Raw genomic sequence first — 15,534 nt, 5'->3', positions numbered from 1 at the left:
GGGGGGGGGGGGCGGGGGGGGGCCGGGGGGGGGGGGGGCCGGGGAGGCGCGGCGGGGGGGGGGGGCCGGCGGCCCCCCCCCCCCCCGGGGGGGGGGGGGGGGGGGGCGGCCCCCCCCCGGGGCCCCCCCCCCCCCCCGGCACTCCCCTCTCAGTGCCTTGCCCACCACAGCAGGCTCAGGCCGGCCAGCAGCACCAGCCCGCCGAAGCTGCGCAGCGCCGGGCTCGGCAGGTCCAGCAGGCGCTCGGCCATGCGCTTCCAGGCAAACGGTGCGACGAACAGGAACAGGCCTTCCAGCACCGCCACCAGGCAGACGGCCGCGAACAGATCTTTCATGGGGGGACTCCGGAAAAAACACGGGGCCCGGCATCTGGCCGGGCCCCGTGGGGTACTGCCCTGCGACCTCAGCGGTCGTTCTTCAGGTACTGCAGGAACGGGTCGTTCTTGTCCAGCACGATCACGCCGTTGCCGTCGGTCATGGAGCCACGGTAGGCCTCCAGGCTGCGGTAGAACGCGTAGAACGACGGGTCGGCGGAACCGGCCTTGCCGTAGATGCGGGCCGCGTCGGCATCGCCTTCACCGCGCAGACGCTGGGCATCACGCTCGGCTTCGGCGATCAGCACGGTGCTGTCACGGTCGGCCTGGGCGCGGATGGTCAGCGACTGCTCCTCACCCTCTGCACGCAGCTTGGCGGCTTCCTGCTTGCGCTGGGCGCGCATGCGCTCGTACACATCGTTGATCACCTGGCTGTCGGTCGGCAGGTCCACCTGCTTGATGCGCAGGTCGATCATCTGCATGCCCAGACCGGCTACCGCTTCATTGATCCCCTTCAGCTGCTCGGCGATCAGCTCGCTGCGGTCGCCGGACACCAGCTGCTGCAGGGTGCGCGAGTTGATCTGGTTGCGCAGTGAGTCGGTGATGATCGGCGCCAGGCGCGCATTGGCGATGCGAGGATCGCCGCCGGTGGCACGGAAGTAGTCACCCACGTTGGAGATGTAGCCGATGGCGAAGAAGTCGACGCTGACGTCCTTCTGCTCGGCGGTGAAGTAGCGCGCCGGCGCGGTGTCGAGCACCTGGAAGCGACGGTCGAAGACCTTCACCGTTTCCACCACCGGCACCTTGAAGTGCAGGCCCGGCTTGATGTCCGAACGCACCACCTTGCCCAGGTTCAGCACCATGGCGGTCTGGTCCTCACGGACCACGTACACCGAGCCGAGCAGGCCCAGCACCACCGCCACGATCACGGCGATCCAGATAGGACTCTTCATCGGCTGCCCTCCTCACGGCCGCTCGGTCGCCCGGTCGGGCGGCCTACCGGCCGGCCCGGATCACGGGACTGTTCCACCGCCGTACCCGGCAGCGACGGCATCACCACCTCCGGGTTCGTTACGCCGGGCGGGGCCGACGTGGTGGGACGGGTATCGCCGGTCATCGGCACGTAGATCAGCTGGCGGCCATCGCCGCCGATCACCTTGCGGTTCTCGCTCAGCACCTGCTGCACGGTCTCCAGCCACAGGCGCTTGCGGGTCACTTCCGGGGCGTCCTTGTACTGGACCTGCAACAGGCTGAAGCGCTGCGCGTCACCCTCGGCCTTGGACACCACGGCCTGCTTGTAGCCCTCGGCGGTGGTGCGGGCACGCGAGGCCTGGCCTCGAGCTTCCGGCACGACCTTGGCGGCGTAGGCCTGGGCTTCGTTGATCAGGCGCTCCTTGACCTGCTGGGCGCCGTTGACCTCATCGAAGGCCGGCTTCACCTCTTCCGGCGGACGGGCGTCCTGCAGGGTCAGGCCGGTCACGGTCAGGCCGGTCTTGAACGCCTTCAGCAGCGCCTGCAGGCGCTCCTCGGCCGCCACGGCCAACGGGCCACGGTTGTTCAGCACCGCATTGAGATCGGCGCGGCCGACTTCCTCGCGCACCGCACTCTGCGCCGACTGCTCCAGCACCTGGTTGGCGTCCACCGTGCCGAACAGATACTGCTGCGGGTCGTCGATGCGGTACTGGACGTTCAGCGAGACGTTGACGATGTTCTCGTCACGGGTCAGCACCGGCACCTGGATCGAGAAGGTCTTGATCTCGGTGGCGTTGACCTTGGTGACCGATTCGATCGGCCAGGGCAGCTTGAAGTTCGGGCCGGGGGTCAGGATGCGCGAGAACTGGCCGAAGCGCAGCACCACGCCACGCTGCTGTTCGCCGATCAGCTGGAAGCTGGAGAACAACACCAGCAGCACCGCAGCCGCGACCACCCAACGCACGATGCCACCATCGAACAGGTCCTTCAGCGGCCCGGGCAAACCGCCCCAGCCACCACCATTGCCACCGCCGCGCGACCCGAACGGCCCGCGTCGATTGTCCTCGGGGCCTTGTCCGCCCTTGTTGCCGCCGGGTGTATTCCAGGCCATGCACGCTCCATCAAGATTTGGGCTGCGGCGCGGGCCCTTCCCACACCGCCAGCCGTGAAACCATCACCGATCATACAAGATGGGGCGGATCGGCAGGATCGAAAGGGGGGCAACGGGGTAAGGTGGCGTTTTCCTCGAAGTCAGGCAACGCCGATGGCCCCCACCACCCCGTTCACCGCCTTCCGCATTGAAAACGACGCCGCCGGCTACCGCAGCGGGCTGGCCCAGCTGGACCTGGACGACCTCAATCCCGGCCAGGTGCTGATCCGCGCCCAATGGTCCTCGGTCAACTACAAGGACGCCCTGGCCGGCACCGGCAAGGGCCGGATCCTGCGCCGCTTCCCGCTGGTGGGCGGCATCGACGTGGCCGGTACCGTGGTCGCCAGCACCGACCCGGCCTGGCGTGAAGGCGATGCGGTGCTGGCCACCGGCTGCGGCCTCAGCGAGACCCGCGACGGCGGCTACAGCCAGTACGTGCGGCTGGAGTCGAGCGCGGTCATCGCCCAACCGGCCGGGCTGAGCCCACGCGAGGCGATGGTGCTGGGGACCGCGGGCTTCACCGCAGCGCTGGCGCTGCTGCGCCTGCAGGACAACCGACAGACGCCGGAGCTCGGTCCACTGGCGGTCACCGGTGCCAGTGGCGGCGTCGGTGCGCTGGCGCTGTCGATCTTCAGCCGTGCCGGCTACACGGTCCACGCGGTCAGCGGCAAACCCGAACAGGCCGATTTCCTGCGCGGAATCGGCGCCAGCGAGGTCCTGCCGCGCGAGGCGCTGGCCGATACCGGCCCACTGCAGTCAGCACGCTTCGGCGGTGGTCTCGACAATGCCGGCGGCGACATGCTGGCCAGCCTGCTGGCGCAGACCGTGCCCTACGGCAGCGTGGTCAGTGCCGGCCTGGCCGCCAGCCCGAAGCTGGACATGACGGTGATGCCGTTCATCCTGCGTGGCGTGTCACTGCTTGGCGTGTCCTCGGCCAGCGCGCCGCGTGGGCTGCGCGAGGAGGTGTGGTCGCGCCTGGGCAACGAATGGAAGCCGCAGCACCTTGAGCGCATCTGCACCGCCGAAGTCGGCCTGGACGGCCTGCAGGCCGTGTTCGAACGGATGCTCGGCGGTGGTTCGCTGGGGCGCACCGTGGTGCGGATCGACTGAACGTCGCAGGCAGGCGACGGACGGCAACCACGGCCCTCCCGCCGGTAATGAGCCCGCACTACACTGCGGGCATTACATGGGGAACAACATGGCACGCATTCTGATCGTCGACGACTCACCGTCGCAGCTGTTGGGGATACAGCGCATCGTCGAGAAACTCGGGCACCAGATCCTGACCGCCACCGATGGTGCCGCCGGGGTCGAAACCGCCAAGGCCGAGCTGCCCGACCTGGTCCTGATGGACGTGGTGATGCCCAATCTCAATGGTTTCCAGGCCACCCGCACCCTGGCCCGCGACGAGGCGACCCGGCACATCCCGGTGATCCTGGTGACCACCAAGGACCAGGACACCGACCGCATGTGGGGCATGCGCCAGGGCGCCAAGGCCTACATCACCAAGCCGTTCTCGGAAGACGAGCTGTCAGAGGTGCTGGAGCGGGTGTTCGCCGGGCAGGGCTGAGCCGCGCCGGCACGTGCCAACCGTCGCCGCTATACCGCTCCGGTAGGTGCCAACCTTGGTTGGCACGCTGTTGCTTGGTAGGTGCCAACCTTGGTTGGCACGCATTGAACGGCCGAAAGGCGTGCGGACCAAGGTCCGCACCCACCAGAATCGGTCTCAGATCGTTTCGCCGAAGGCCTTGGCCAGATTGCGGTACGCCTTCTTCTGCGCCTCGTCGGTCGCGGCCGGGGCCACGATCTCGATTTCGACGATCTGATCGCCGTCCGGGTTGCCCGGCAGGCCACGCCCGCGCAGGCGCAGCTTGCGGCCGGCATCGGAGTCGGCCGGGATCTTCAGTTCCACCGCACCGCCCAGGGTCGGCACGCTGATGCTGGTGCCCAGCGCTGCCTGCCACGGCGTCACCGGCAGCGTGTAGAGGATGTTGCGACCATCGACCTCAAACTGCGGGTGCGCGGCGTATTCCACTTCCAGCAGCAGATTGCCGCCATGGTTGCCCTGCCCTGCCAGCCGGATCACCTGGCCCGGACGGATGCCCTTGGGCACGCGCACGTCCAGCTGCTTGCCGTTGACAGTGATGCGCAGGCTGTCGCCGTTGTAGGCGGCCTCCAGCGGCACCGACAGCTTGGCGCGGGTATCCCGGTTTGGCGCATGGCCCTGGCTGCTGAAGCCCGGCCCCGGCCCGGCGCCGGCACCACCACGCTGGCGCGCGAACAGGCTTTCGAAGAAGTCGCTGAAGCCACCGTTGGGGCCACCGCCGCCGAACACTTCCTCGAAATTGAAACCACCGGCACCGCCATAGTTGGGCGGAACGTTGAATTCCTCGCCCGGGCGGTAGCCCTGTGCGCGCAACTGGTCGTAGGCCGCGCGCTTCTCGGGATCGCGCAGCGCCTCGTAGGCCTCATTGACCGCCTTGAACTTGTCTTCGGCCCCGGCCTCCTTGCTGACATCCGGGTGGTACTTGCGTGCCAGCCGGCGGTAGGCGGTCTTGATCTCCGCCTCACCCGCGCTCGGTTCCACCCCCAGGGTGGCGTAGTAATCCTTGAATTCCATCCAGCTACCTCGATTCGCTTCGGCCGCGCCGGTGGCGCCGCCCCGGGTTCATTCTACGCGCCGACGAGGTTACGCCGCCCCCCGTGCCGCCCCGGTGAGGCCGACTGATCCTGCGCAATGCGCTTGCCATCCCCTTGCCCCAGGCTGTGGCTGGAAGCCCGCGCCGCAAAGCGTGAAGATGGAGCCTGCACACCGGTTTTCCAATGTCTTGACGTCCCTGTCCCATGCCGGCCACTAGCCTGCCCCTGCAAGGAGTTCCCCATGACCATCCATGTCGGCGACCGCATTCCGGAAGTGACCCTCAAGCGCATCCGTGAGGGCATCGAAACGCTCGATACGCACTCGCTGTTCGACGCGCGCAAGGTGGTGCTGTTCGCCGTGCCTGGTGCGTTCACTCCGACCTGCTCGGCACGCCACCTGCCCGGCTACGTGGAGAAGTTCCAGGCCTTCCGCCAGCGCGGTATCGATGTCTACTGCATGGCGGTCAATGACCCGTTCGTGATGAAGGCCTGGGCCGCCGACCAGAGCGTGCCCGACGGGCTGCTGATGTTGTCCGACGGCAATGCCGAGCTGACCCGCGCGCTCGGCCTGGAACTCGATGCCAGCGCCTCGGGCATGGGCATCCGCTCGCGCCGCTTCGCCCTGTACGTGGTCGATGGCGTGGTGCGCGCGGCCTGGATCGAACAGCCCGGCCAGTTCGAAGTCTCTTCAGCCGAGTACGTGCTGGAGCACCTGCCCACCTGATTCTCCACCGCAAGAGGAAACGGCCAGCCATGTCCAGCAAGCCAGCCAAAGCCAGCAAGCCCGTCGCGAAGGTTCCCGGCATCAGCGACCGCAGGACCCTGCGTGACCGCGCCCGGCGCAACATCGAAGACGGCGCGATCACCGACAGCTACAGCGCCGACCGCAAGGTGGTGATCAAGCTGCTCAACGATGCATTGGCCACCGAGTACGTGTGCGTGCTGCGCTATTACCGGCACTACTTCATGGCCAAGGGCATGCTGGCCGATGCGATCAAGGCCGAGTTCCTCGAACATGCCCAGCAGGAACAGGCACATGCCGGCAAACTGGCCGAGCGCATCGTCCAGCTCGGCGGCGAGCCCGATTTCAACCCTGATACGCTCACCGCGCGTTCGCATGCCGAGTACAAGGAAGGCGGCGACCTGCGCGACATGGTCCGCGAGAACCTGGTGGCCGAGCGCATCGCCATCGACAGCTACCGCGAGATGATCAACTTCATCGGCGACCGCGATACCACCACCAAGCGCATCCTCGAGGAGATCCTGGCGCAGGAAGAGGAGCACGCCGACGAGTTCGCCGACCTGCTGGACGGGTGGATCGGGGAATAGCGACGCGGCGTAGGCCTTGGTAGATGCCCACCTTGGTGGGCGCAGTTGCCGCGTGCCTGCCAAGGTTGGCACCTACCGCAGGACGGTGAACCGCACCTGTGTCCAGGCGCCGTCGGCCGCCAACGCCGTCAGTGTGTGTGCGCCCGGTTCGGCGAACTCACGCTGCATCAACTGCGCGCCATGGGTCTGCGCGATCCAGCGGCCATCCAGCAACCAGTCCACCGCCTGCTCGCTGCCCAGCGCGCGCAGCTGCAGGCGTACGCCATGCTCGGCATTCGGCGCGCGCGCCAGCGTGGCGCCATCGTTGAGCCCATCCACATGCAGGGCCACGCTGGCCTCACGGCCATCATCGCGGCAATCCGGTGACAGCGGCGGCAGCTGCGAGGCCTCCCGCGTGGCCTTGGACAACCACGGCGACAACAGCGCCGGCCAGCGCGCGATCTCGCGCGTCACCTCTTCATGCGGTGCACGGCAGTCGGCCGACACGCGCAGGCCGGTGCGGGCATCGGCCAGGTAACGCTGCCGACCCGGCTGCCAGCGCCGTGCCTCGCGCTCGGGGAACGTCGGCGGCGCCGCGCCGTCGAGCAGATACGCCGGCATCCGCCGTTGGCACAACGCTGGCGGAAGGCCCTCGGCACGCTCGCCGGTTGGCCAGCAGATGTCTTCCTCGCTGACGCTGGCCGGCATGGGTGCGGCAGCCGCATCGCCGCGCTGGCGCGGCAGGCTGTCGACCACTTCGAACATCAACGGCAGCGCGGTGACTGCGCCGTACTGGCCCGGCAGCGGCGTGCCATCCGGGCGCCCCACCCACACGCCCACGGTGTAGTGACGCGTGCTGCCGATCGCCCACGCATCGCGGTAGCCATAGCTGGTGCCGGTTTTCCAGGCCACGCGTGGACGACCACCGACATCGAAGGTGCCGATGCCATAGCCCGGGCGAGGATTCGATTCCAGCATCTCGCGCACGATCCAGCTGGCGCCCGGAGACGCCAGGCGGCGCTCGATCATTGGCTCGTCGCTGGTGTAGCGCACACGACCGGCGATGCCGTTGCGGTTGAGTGCGGCGAACGCGCCGACCAGGTCTTCCAGGCGCGCGCCGGTACCGCCCAGGATCAACGACAGGTTCGGCGTACTGCCCGGCGGGAAGCGCAGCTGGATGCCCGAGTGCGACAGGCGCGCGGCGAAGCGCGCCGCGCCGACCCGCTGCAGCAGGTCCACCGACGGCACGTTGAGTGACAGACGCAGCGCACTGGAAGCACCGATCGGCCCGTTGAAGGCCATGTCGAAATTGCCGGGCCGGTAACTGCCGAAGCTCTGCGGCGCATCGACCAGCAGGCTTTCCGAATGGATCAGGCCATCATCCATCGCCATCGCGTACAGGAACGGCTTGAGCGTAGAGCCCGGCGAACGCCATGCCTGCACCATATCCACGTGGCCAAGGCGCTGGCGGTCGCCGAACGCCAGCGTGCCAACATAGGCGCGGGCCTGCAGGGTCTGGTTGTCGACCACCAGCAAGGCCGCCGAGGTACGTTCGGGCAGCGTCGAGAAATAGCTGGCCACGCGTTCTTCCAGCGTGCGCTGCAGGCCGATGTCGATGCTGCTCTGGATGCGCGCCTGGCCCGGATGTGCCGAATGCAGGCGCTGTGCCAGCAGGGCCGCGTGCAGCGGCGGCCGCAGCGAGCGCGCCACTACGTTCTCGATGCGCGCATCCTCCACCTCTTCCGGTGTCCACGCACCCAGTTCGGCCATGCGTGAGAGCACCTTGTCGCGTGCTTTCTGTGCCGCTTGAGGATGGCGGTCCGGGCGCAGCCGGCTCGGCGCCTGCGGCAGTACCGCCAGCAACGCGGCCTCGGCATGCGACAGCTGCGCTGCCGGCTTGCCCAGATAGGCCCAGCTGGCCGCCTCAACGCCTTCAATGGTGCCGCCGTAGGGCGCGCGCTCCAGATACAGCGCCAGGATCTGCTGCTTGCTCAGGTGCACTTCCAGCTGCACCGCACGCAACATCTGCTTGAGCTTGCCCCACGGCGTGCGCGAGTGCGGGTCGAGGATGCGTGCGACCTGCATGGTCAGGGTCGAACCGCCGGACACGATGCGGCCACCGCGCAGCAGCTGACCGCTGGCGCGCAGGATCGCCAGCGGGTTGATGCCCGGATGGGTCCAGAACCAGCGGTCCTCGTAGGTCAGCAGCGCCTGCAGGTACAACGGGGAAACGCTGTCGATCGATGCCGGATAGCGCCACACGCCTTCGGCATCGGCGAACGCGCGCAGCGGTGTGCCGTCGGCCGCCACCACCAGCGTGCTGGTGTCGCGCTGCTTCGGCAGCGGCGGCGGAAAGGCGAAATCCAGCACCAGCAGCAGCGCCAGCAGGCCCGCCGTGCCCCAGCGCAGCCACGGCCACAGCGGCCGCAGCCGGCGGCGCAGGGCCGCCAGCCGGGTCGACAGTGCTTCTTTCATTGCAGGTTGCCAGCGGGACGGGCCGCGCCGTCGCGGCCCATCCGCGCGGTCACGGCTGCACCACCGTGATCGTGGTCGGGTTGCTGCGGCCGACGCCCCGCAGCTGCGGCCGGTACATGTCCTCCACCAGCGGCGGCGGCACCGAGTAAGTCCCCGGGGTCACCGCGCGCACCAGGTAGAACACGTTGGCCTTGCTGCCACGCGACAGTTTCAGCGCGGCCACGTAGCGGTCGTCGCGGAACTCTTCGTGCTTGGTGTCGGCCGCTTCACTGCGGTCGCTGATGGTGATGCCATCGACCACCACGTCGGCCCACTGCTTGGCGTCGCCCAGGTTGAAGTTCTCGATCTCCAGGCCGGCCGGCAGCAGATCGGTCAGCAGTGCATCGGGCATCGTGGTGTCGGCAGTGACGGTGACACGCACGATCAGCGCCTCGCCTTCCTTCAGCGGACGCGGCGACCACGGCTTGCCATCGGTGCCGAAGTAGCTGCGTTCAACGCCCAGCACGCTGCTGTCCGGCGCCGGCGCGCTGCGCGGGATACCGGCCACGTCGATGCTGGCGAACATCGGCGGCTGGCCCTGCGGGGTGAAGCGCACGCCGCTGGCCAGTTCGCTGGCACTGAAGTTGCGGCCGAACAGCTTGCGCTCGCCGATGGTTTCAGTGCTGCCACCGATCACCAGTTCACCGGCCACCAAAGCCTTCTGGTTGGCGGCCAGTGCCTTGCCGAGGCGTGCGATGGCCACCTGCTCCTGCGTGCTCAGCCACATCCACCCCGCGTTGCGGCGTGCATCCAGGCCACGACCGAGATCAACCGCACGCGCATCCCACGCCGGCTTGGCCAGCTTGTTTTCGTGGGTCAGCGCGATCATCAGGGCGTCATCACGGATCGCGCTGCCGTAGTCGCCGAAGTACGACGGGCGTTCGCTGCTGGACTTGGCGAAGGCCGCGGCCAGCGCCGCCTGGCCGCGCTTGGCATCGCCCTGCAGCGACAGCGCCACGCCCAGGTGGACCAGCGACAGGCCGCCGACCGCCTTGCCACGCTCGTTGTCGTACAACGTGCGCAGGGTTCCCAGCGGTGCGCGGTTGACCCGCGCCAGCACATAGCCCGAGTACGCCTGGTTGGCGAACTTCAACTTCTCGCGCTCGTCCTGGCCATAGAACTGATTGCCGCCGGACAGCAGGTCCTCGCTGAGACGGTTGAGCGCCTTCTGCAGCACGTTGTCGGGCACCGCGAATCCGGCATCCTTGGCATCGAGCAGGAACTCGGTGATGTACGGGGTCAGCCACGGATTCACGTAGCCGTCGTCACCCCACATCGAGAAGTTGCCGTTGGCCACCTGCATCGACGCCAGGCGGCCGAACGCGCCTTCCATGCGCTCGCGGCGGGTCTTGGCATCCAAGCCGTCGGCGCCGAGCATCGACGAGGTCGCCTGGTCCAGGATCAGCGCGGCGTAGCCCTTGCTGGTGGTCTGCTCGGCGCAGCCGTACGGGTAATTCAACGCACCCTGCAGCGCACTGGCGAACGGAATCGGCGGCAGCGGGCTGACCAGCAGCCGTGCGTTCACCGACTCGGACATCAGGCCCTCTGTCAGGCTGTTGTCGAGGCTGACCGCAGCCAGCGGGTCGAGCGTGCGCACCTGCGAACGCAGCACCTGCGGCCACGCCGCACGCACCGGCAGATCGTAGCGGCGGTCGGCCTTGAAGCCGTTGCCATCGACCCGCACGCGCACCTTGGCCACGCTGTGGCCCTCGCGTGCCGACAGCGGGAAGCTGAGCGTGGTCTTGGCATCGGCATTCAACTGCACGCTGCGGCTGCCCTCGCCCAGGTTCAGCGGGCCCTCGCTTTCCACCTTCACGTTGAACTGGCCGGGCTTGCCGGTGAAGTTCTGCACGTCCAGGGTCACGGTGCTGCGGTCGCCCGGGGCCAGCACGCGCGGCATGCTGGCTTCGGCCAGGATCGGCGCGCGCACCACGGTTTCCACGTCGCGCTTGCCGTACTGGTCATCGCTGTAGACCAGCGCCGACACCCGCAGGGTGCCGTTGAAATCGGGCACCTTCAGGCGGATCCGGGCAATGCCCTTGGCATCGAGCTGCACCGGGCCGGAGAACAGGTCCACGGTCTGCACGCGCGCGGTCGGGCGCTTGGCCTGCGGCAGCGCCTGCAGGGCCATGTCACCACCGAACTTCAGCTTGCCGGCGCCGCCGTCGAAGCTCTCGATCACCCGGCTGTAGATGTCATAGGCATCGATGCCGAGACGACGCTGGGCGAAGAAGTGCGCGCCAGCATCCGGCACAGGGAAACGGGTGATGTTGAGGATGCCCACGTCCACCGCCGAAACCGTAACGTGCGCGGTCTTGCCGGCCAGCTGCGGTGCGCTGACCGTCACCGGCAGGTCCTGCTCGGGCCGCATCTGCTTCGGCGCAGCCAGGCCGACGGCCACGGTACGGCCCTTGCGGTCCATCGGCACGTGCACCACGCCCACGGCGCGGGCCGGGGTGATCTTGCTCGGCGCACTGCCGCCACGGAACACCAGCGCGGTGATGTAGACGTCGTGGCGCTCCCAGTCGGCGGTGACCGGAATCTTGAAGGTCGAACCCGGCTTGGCGTCGATGTCCTGCACGTACAGCATGCGGTCGGTTTCGACCATCAGGATGCCCTTGCCGGCGTGCGGCGGGGTCACCGTCACCTGCAGGGTATCGCCGGCCTTGTAGCCGGTCTTGTCCAGGCCCAGCTTGACCTTGTCCGGGCGCGCGTCCAGGCCGCGGTTGTCATCCCCCCAGCTCCAGCCGGCGCGGAACGGATAGCGGCTGGTCAGGCCGGTGGATGGATCGAACACATCCACGCGGTACTCGCCCCACTCCACCGGCACATCGAAGGCGACCGCACTGGCACCGGCATCGACCGTGCGGGTTTCCTTGTTCTCGAAGCGGCGGGTGAAATCGTAGTCCCAGCGGTTGTCGTTGAAGGTCCAGTGGTAATCGCGCAGTTCGCGCACCAGGGTGATCTTCAGGCCCTTGGCCGGCTGCGGCTTGCCCGCCGCGTCCACGCGCATCAGCTCGAAGCGCGCGTTGCCGTTGGCATCGGCACCGTCCTCAGGGTTGAACAACGGGCGCACGCCCACCAGCGCGTTGGCCGGCCACATCACCCGCTTCAGGGTGCGGGTGACGGTACGGCCACCGGTCTCGTACAGGCTGCCGGACAGCACCACGGCAATCGGCGCCTTGGCCTTGGCCGCCTCTTCCGGCAGTGCCACATCCTCGCGCAGCTGGCCGTTGGCCGGCAGCGTGGTATCGATCACATCCTTGGCTTCGCGCGGCAACTGCAGGGTCGGGTCACCGAAGAAGTAGCCCGGCAGGCCCTCCACCGGCTGCTGCTCGGCGGTCACCGCCATGCGTGCGGTGAAGCGGTTGCCGTCGGCCGGTGCGCCGTACAGGTAGGCGCCATTGGCCTGCAGGCGCAGGTCCTCACCCGGCTTCAGCGTCTTCTGCACGCTGTCCAGGTCCAGCTTCATGCGTTCGGGCAGGAACTCCTCGATGCGCAGGGTCATGCCCTGGATCGCTTCCTTGCTGGCCGGGTCGGTACGGAACTCGACCTGCCAACGCCCGGTCGGCGCCTCGGCGGGGATGACCTGCTCGAAGTTGATGTAGCCCTGGTCGCCCGGCTGCAGACGGGTCTCGCGGAACGTCTTGCCGTCGGGCTGCTTCAGGCGCAGGAATACCGGTTGGGCCTTGACTGGCTTGCCATCGTTGTCGCGCAGCAGCGCGGACAGGCGCACGGTCTCGCCCGGGCGGTACAGGTCGCGGCCGGACCAGGCATAGACGTCGAACCAGGCGTTGTCACGCCCGGCCACGGCGAATTCGCTCAGGTCCAGTGCCGGCTGGTTGAACGGCAGGAAGCTGGTGTCCTTGCCACTGCTGGCCACCAGCACGTGGGTGGCATCCAGGGTGTAGTTCAGCAGCGCGTTGCCGTTGCCGTCGGTGCTGCCCTTCAGTACCACCTCGCCTTTGCCATCCAGCACGCGCAGCTCGATGCCCTTCAGTGACGCGCCGTCCTTCAGGCCGGCGGTGTGCACGAACAGCTTGTCCTTGTAGGCACGGGTGTGCAGGCCGATGTCGCTGACCGAGAAGAACGCGGTATCGAACTCGCCTTCGTAGTCACCGGTGCGCTTGAGCAGGGCGAAGTACAGGCCGGGCTCCTGCAGCTCCTTGATGTCCTGGGTCGGCAGGTAGGTCAGCACCCGCTCGTTCTTCTTGCCACCGAGGATGAAGCGGTTGACATAGACCGGCTCGGCCAGCTTGTTGATCGGGCTGCGCTCGTAGTCGCTGCTCAGTTCCCAGCTGCCGCGGCGGCCGCCGCGCTGGTACTGGCTGAAGAAGGTCGGCAGGTCCTTTTCGCGCACGCGCAGGAACTCGACGTCCACTTCCGGCACGTTCACCGAGACCACCGGCAGGCCGCGGCTGTCCTTGGCCGGCAGCACGCTGCCCTGCGAGGCGAACCCCACCACCGGCTTCAGCTCGCCGCTGAACACCTTCTGCTTCAGTTCCTTGCCCAGGCGGCTGCCATCGGCGGCCAGCAGGTCAGCCGAAACCACCAGGCTGAACTCCTTGCCGGCCTCGACGAACGGATAGCGCAGGGTCAGGCCGTCATCGGACAGCGTCCAGCTGCTGTCATCGGTGCCGACCTTCTCCTCGAAGCGCACCAGCTTGTCGAAATCCTGGGTGCCAACCAGCGGGCGCGAGAACTCCAGCGCCAGCGACAGGCCCTCATTCTTCTGGTCCGGATAGGCACGCAGCAGGGTGAACTCCTTCACCTGCTCGGCCTTGGTGGTGATGGCTTCACCGCTGGCCTTGGGCAGCTGCCCGCTGTCATTGCGGCAGCCGGCCAGGCCCAGCAACAGGCCTCCTGCCAGTATGGCCGCCGTCCATCCCCACCGCATCCGCCGTGCCGGACCGCTCATGTCGTCACTCCTTGATCGAGGCGGCCATTATAGGCAGGCCGCGTCAAGGTGTTGACGCGGATTCGGCAATTGCCCCGGATGCGGGTAGTGCCGGACGCTGGCCGGCAGCCGGCATGGAAGGTTGACTGGGACTGCCGACCAGCGGCCGGCACTACCGAGCGCCCCCTTACCCCGGCAGGTACAGGTCCACGTAGTCGGTCACCGGCATCGCCGCCAACGCAACCGGGTCCAGGGAGGCGGCCAGGATGCGCTGCTGCTGGGTGGTCGGGAATCGATGGGCCAGGTGCCGGCGGAACTTGTCCATCAGCAGCGGAATTCCCTCCTCGCGGCGCCGGGCGTGCCCGAGCGGATATTCCACCAGCACCTCCGGCAGATCGCTGCCATCGGCGAAGCGCACGCTCAGGCCGTTGGCAATGCTGCGCTTGTCCGGATCCAGGTAGTCGGCACTGAGCTGCGGATCCTCGTGGCAGGCCATCTTCGCGCGCAGCGCATCGATGCGCGGGTCGGCCGCGACATCGTCCTCATAGTCCTCGGCCACCAGCCGTCCATGCAACAGCGCGATAGCGACCATGTACTGCACGCAGTGATCACGATCGGCTGGATTATGCAGCGGTCCCTGCTTGTCGATGATGCGGATGCAGGCTTCCTGGGTCCGGATCGCAATATGCGCGATATCCTCGACCCGGCGCCCCATCGTGTGCAGCTGCTGGTGCAGCATGATCGCCGCCTCCACCGCCGTCTGGCCATGGAACTCGGCCGGGTAACTGATCTTGAACAGCACGTTCTCCATCACGTAGCTGCCCAGCGGCCGCCCCAGCGTCAGCGCCTGCCCGTGCATGGACACCGCTTCGAAGCCCCAGATCGGCGCACTGAGCACGCTCGGGTAGCCCATCTCGCCGCTGGCGGCCATCAACGCCAGGCGCACGCCCCGGCTGGTCGCATCCCCGGCCGCCCAGCTCTTGCGCGAGCCGGTGTTGGGGGCGTGCCGATAGGTACGCAATGCCTGGCCATCGACCCAGGCCAACGACAGTGCATTGAGCATGCGCTCGCGATCCAGGCCGAGCAGCTGCGCGACCACCGCGGTGGTCGCCACCTTGACCAGCACCACATGGTCCAGCCCGACCCGGTTGAACGAATTCTGCAGGGCCAGCACGCCCTGGACCTCGTGCGCCTTGATCATCGCCAACAGCACGTCGTGTACCGTCGGTGGCGGCCGACGTAGGGCCTGCGCGTTGCGGCCCAGCCAATCGCACACGGCAAGGATGCCGCCGAGGTTGTCCGACGGGTGGCCCCATTCGGCAGCCAGCCAGGTGTCGTTGAAGTCAAGCCAGCGCACCATCGCACCAACGTTGAACGCGGCCTGCACCGGATCCAGCACATAGTGTGTGCCCGGCACGCGTGCGCCGTTGACCACGTTGATGCCCGGCACCAACGGCCCGAGCAGCTTGCTGCACGCCGGGAAGGACAGCGCTTCCAGTCCGCAGCCGAGGGTATCGAGCAGACAATGATGTGCGGTCTTGAACGCCAGCGGCGAGTCGATACGGGCCTCGCGCACGTAATCGACGATGTCCACCAGCAGCGCATCCCACGCTGCACGCTCGTTGGATGGGGTGTGGCTGTTGGACATCATGGGTTCTCCGGTAGCGCCGGGCCACGCCCGGCGGTTCATCGGCGGGGCCCGCTGCGCTCGCCGGGCGTGGCCCGGCGCTGCCGCAATG

General features: G+C 67.9%; 11 protein-coding genes. 4 read left to right on the top strand and 7 right to left on the bottom strand.

Going from position 1 to position 15,534, the window contains the following annotated elements:
• Positions 1-149 precede the first annotated feature (149 nt).
• From ABH900_RS19555 to hflK, 3 genes are all read right to left on the bottom strand, one after another.
• A complete protein-coding gene (locus ABH900_RS19555; protein WP_005410640.1) occupies positions 150-335 on the bottom strand; it encodes a DUF2065 domain-containing protein in 186 nt (61 codons plus the stop codon).
• A 68-nt stretch (positions 336-403) separates the two neighbouring features.
• Complete coding sequence (hflC, locus tag ABH900_RS19550; RefSeq protein WP_010482785.1) at positions 404-1,267, bottom strand: protease modulator HflC; 864 nt, start codon at positions 1,265-1,267, stop codon at positions 404-406.
• Positions 1,264-2,397, bottom strand: a complete 1,134-nt coding sequence (gene hflK / locus ABH900_RS19545; RefSeq protein WP_429624849.1) for an FtsH protease activity modulator HflK — start codon at positions 2,395-2,397, stop codon at positions 1,264-1,266. Before hflK ends, hflC begins: the two co-directional genes overlap by 4 nt.
• Positions 2,398-2,550: 153 nt before the next feature.
• Here hflK and ABH900_RS19540 point away from each other — a divergent pair, with 153 nt between their 5' ends.
• Positions 2,551-3,546 (top strand): YhdH/YhfP family quinone oxidoreductase, encoded by a 996-nt coding sequence (locus ABH900_RS19540; protein WP_429624847.1) that lies wholly within the window; start codon positions 2,551-2,553, stop codon positions 3,544-3,546.
• An 88-nt stretch (positions 3,547-3,634) separates the two neighbouring features.
• The gene (pilH, locus tag ABH900_RS19535) at positions 3,635-4,006 is read left to right on the top strand and encodes a twitching motility response regulator PilH (RefSeq protein ID WP_005410644.1); all 372 of its coding nucleotides are present in this window, start codon (positions 3,635-3,637) and stop codon (positions 4,004-4,006) included.
• 156 nt (positions 4,007-4,162) lie between these two features.
• Here pilH and ABH900_RS19530 read toward each other — a convergent pair whose 3' ends face one another.
• The gene (locus ABH900_RS19530) at positions 4,163-5,056 is read right to left on the bottom strand and encodes a DnaJ C-terminal domain-containing protein (protein ID WP_429624845.1); all 894 of its coding nucleotides are present in this window, start codon (positions 5,054-5,056) and stop codon (positions 4,163-4,165) included.
• 261 nt (positions 5,057-5,317) lie between these two features.
• Between ABH900_RS19530 and ABH900_RS19525 the strand changes: the two genes are divergently transcribed.
• Positions 5,318-5,800 carry a peroxiredoxin gene (locus ABH900_RS19525; protein ID WP_032127816.1) on the top strand — a complete coding sequence of 161 codons (483 nt, stop codon included), beginning with the start codon at positions 5,318-5,320 and terminating at the stop codon, positions 5,798-5,800.
• A 29-nt stretch (positions 5,801-5,829) separates the two neighbouring features.
• Positions 5,830-6,405, top strand: coding sequence for a ferritin-like domain-containing protein (locus ABH900_RS19520; protein ID WP_429624843.1), 576 nt, complete (start codon positions 5,830-5,832; stop codon positions 6,403-6,405).
• 72 nt (positions 6,406-6,477) lie between these two features.
• On the opposite strand, the gene pbpC is transcribed toward ABH900_RS19520, so the two are convergent.
• From pbpC to ABH900_RS19505, 3 genes are all read right to left on the bottom strand, one after another.
• Positions 6,478-8,859, bottom strand: a complete 2,382-nt coding sequence (gene pbpC / locus ABH900_RS19515) for a penicillin-binding protein 1C (protein ID WP_429624841.1) — start codon at positions 8,857-8,859, stop codon at positions 6,478-6,480.
• Positions 8,860-8,908: 49 nt separating this feature from the next.
• Entirely contained in the window at positions 8,909-13,816 is a 4,908-nt protein-coding gene (locus ABH900_RS19510; protein WP_429624840.1) for an alpha-2-macroglobulin family protein, read from the bottom strand.
• Positions 13,817-13,982: 166 nt separating this feature from the next.
• Positions 13,983-15,443 (bottom strand): bifunctional 2-methylcitrate dehydratase/aconitate hydratase, encoded by a 1,461-nt coding sequence (locus ABH900_RS19505; RefSeq protein WP_429624839.1) that lies wholly within the window; start codon positions 15,441-15,443, stop codon positions 13,983-13,985.
• Positions 15,444-15,534: the final 91 nt, after the last annotated feature.

The sequence above is a fragment of the Stenotrophomonas sp. AN71 genome (genome assembly GCF_050435725.1).
Lineage (GTDB): Bacteria > Pseudomonadota > Gammaproteobacteria > Xanthomonadales > Xanthomonadaceae > Stenotrophomonas.
This window is presented reverse-complemented; position numbering and strand designations above follow the sequence as displayed.

Excerpts from the sequence above, each read along its gene's own strand:
- ABH900_RS19555 (WP_005410640.1), bottom strand. The coding sequence starts at position 335 with ATGAAAGATCTGTTCGCGGCCGTCTGCCTGGTGGCGGTGCTGGAAGGC.
- hflC (WP_010482785.1), bottom strand. The coding sequence starts at position 1,267 with ATGAAGAGTCCTATCTGGATCGCCGTGATCGTGGCGGTGGTGCTGGGC.
- hflK (WP_429624849.1), bottom strand. The coding sequence starts at position 2,397 with ATGGCCTGGAATACACCCGGCGGCAACAAGGGCGGACAAGGCCCCGAG.
- ABH900_RS19540 (WP_429624847.1), top strand. The coding sequence starts at position 2,551 with ATGGCCCCCACCACCCCGTTCACCGCCTTCCGCATTGAAAACGACGCC.
- pilH (WP_005410644.1), top strand. The coding sequence starts at position 3,635 with ATGGCACGCATTCTGATCGTCGACGACTCACCGTCGCAGCTGTTGGGG.
- ABH900_RS19530 (WP_429624845.1), bottom strand. The coding sequence starts at position 5,056 with ATGGAATTCAAGGATTACTACGCCACCCTGGGGGTGGAACCGAGCGCG.
- ABH900_RS19525 (WP_032127816.1), top strand. The coding sequence starts at position 5,318 with ATGACCATCCATGTCGGCGACCGCATTCCGGAAGTGACCCTCAAGCGC.
- ABH900_RS19520 (WP_429624843.1), top strand. The coding sequence starts at position 5,830 with ATGTCCAGCAAGCCAGCCAAAGCCAGCAAGCCCGTCGCGAAGGTTCCC.
- pbpC (WP_429624841.1), bottom strand. The coding sequence starts at position 8,859 with ATGAAAGAAGCACTGTCGACCCGGCTGGCGGCCCTGCGCCGCCGGCTG.
- ABH900_RS19510 (WP_429624840.1), bottom strand. The coding sequence starts at position 13,816 with ATGAGCGGTCCGGCACGGCGGATGCGGTGGGGATGGACGGCGGCCATA.
- ABH900_RS19505 (WP_429624839.1), bottom strand. The coding sequence starts at position 15,443 with ATGTCCAACAGCCACACCCCATCCAACGAGCGTGCAGCGTGGGATGCG.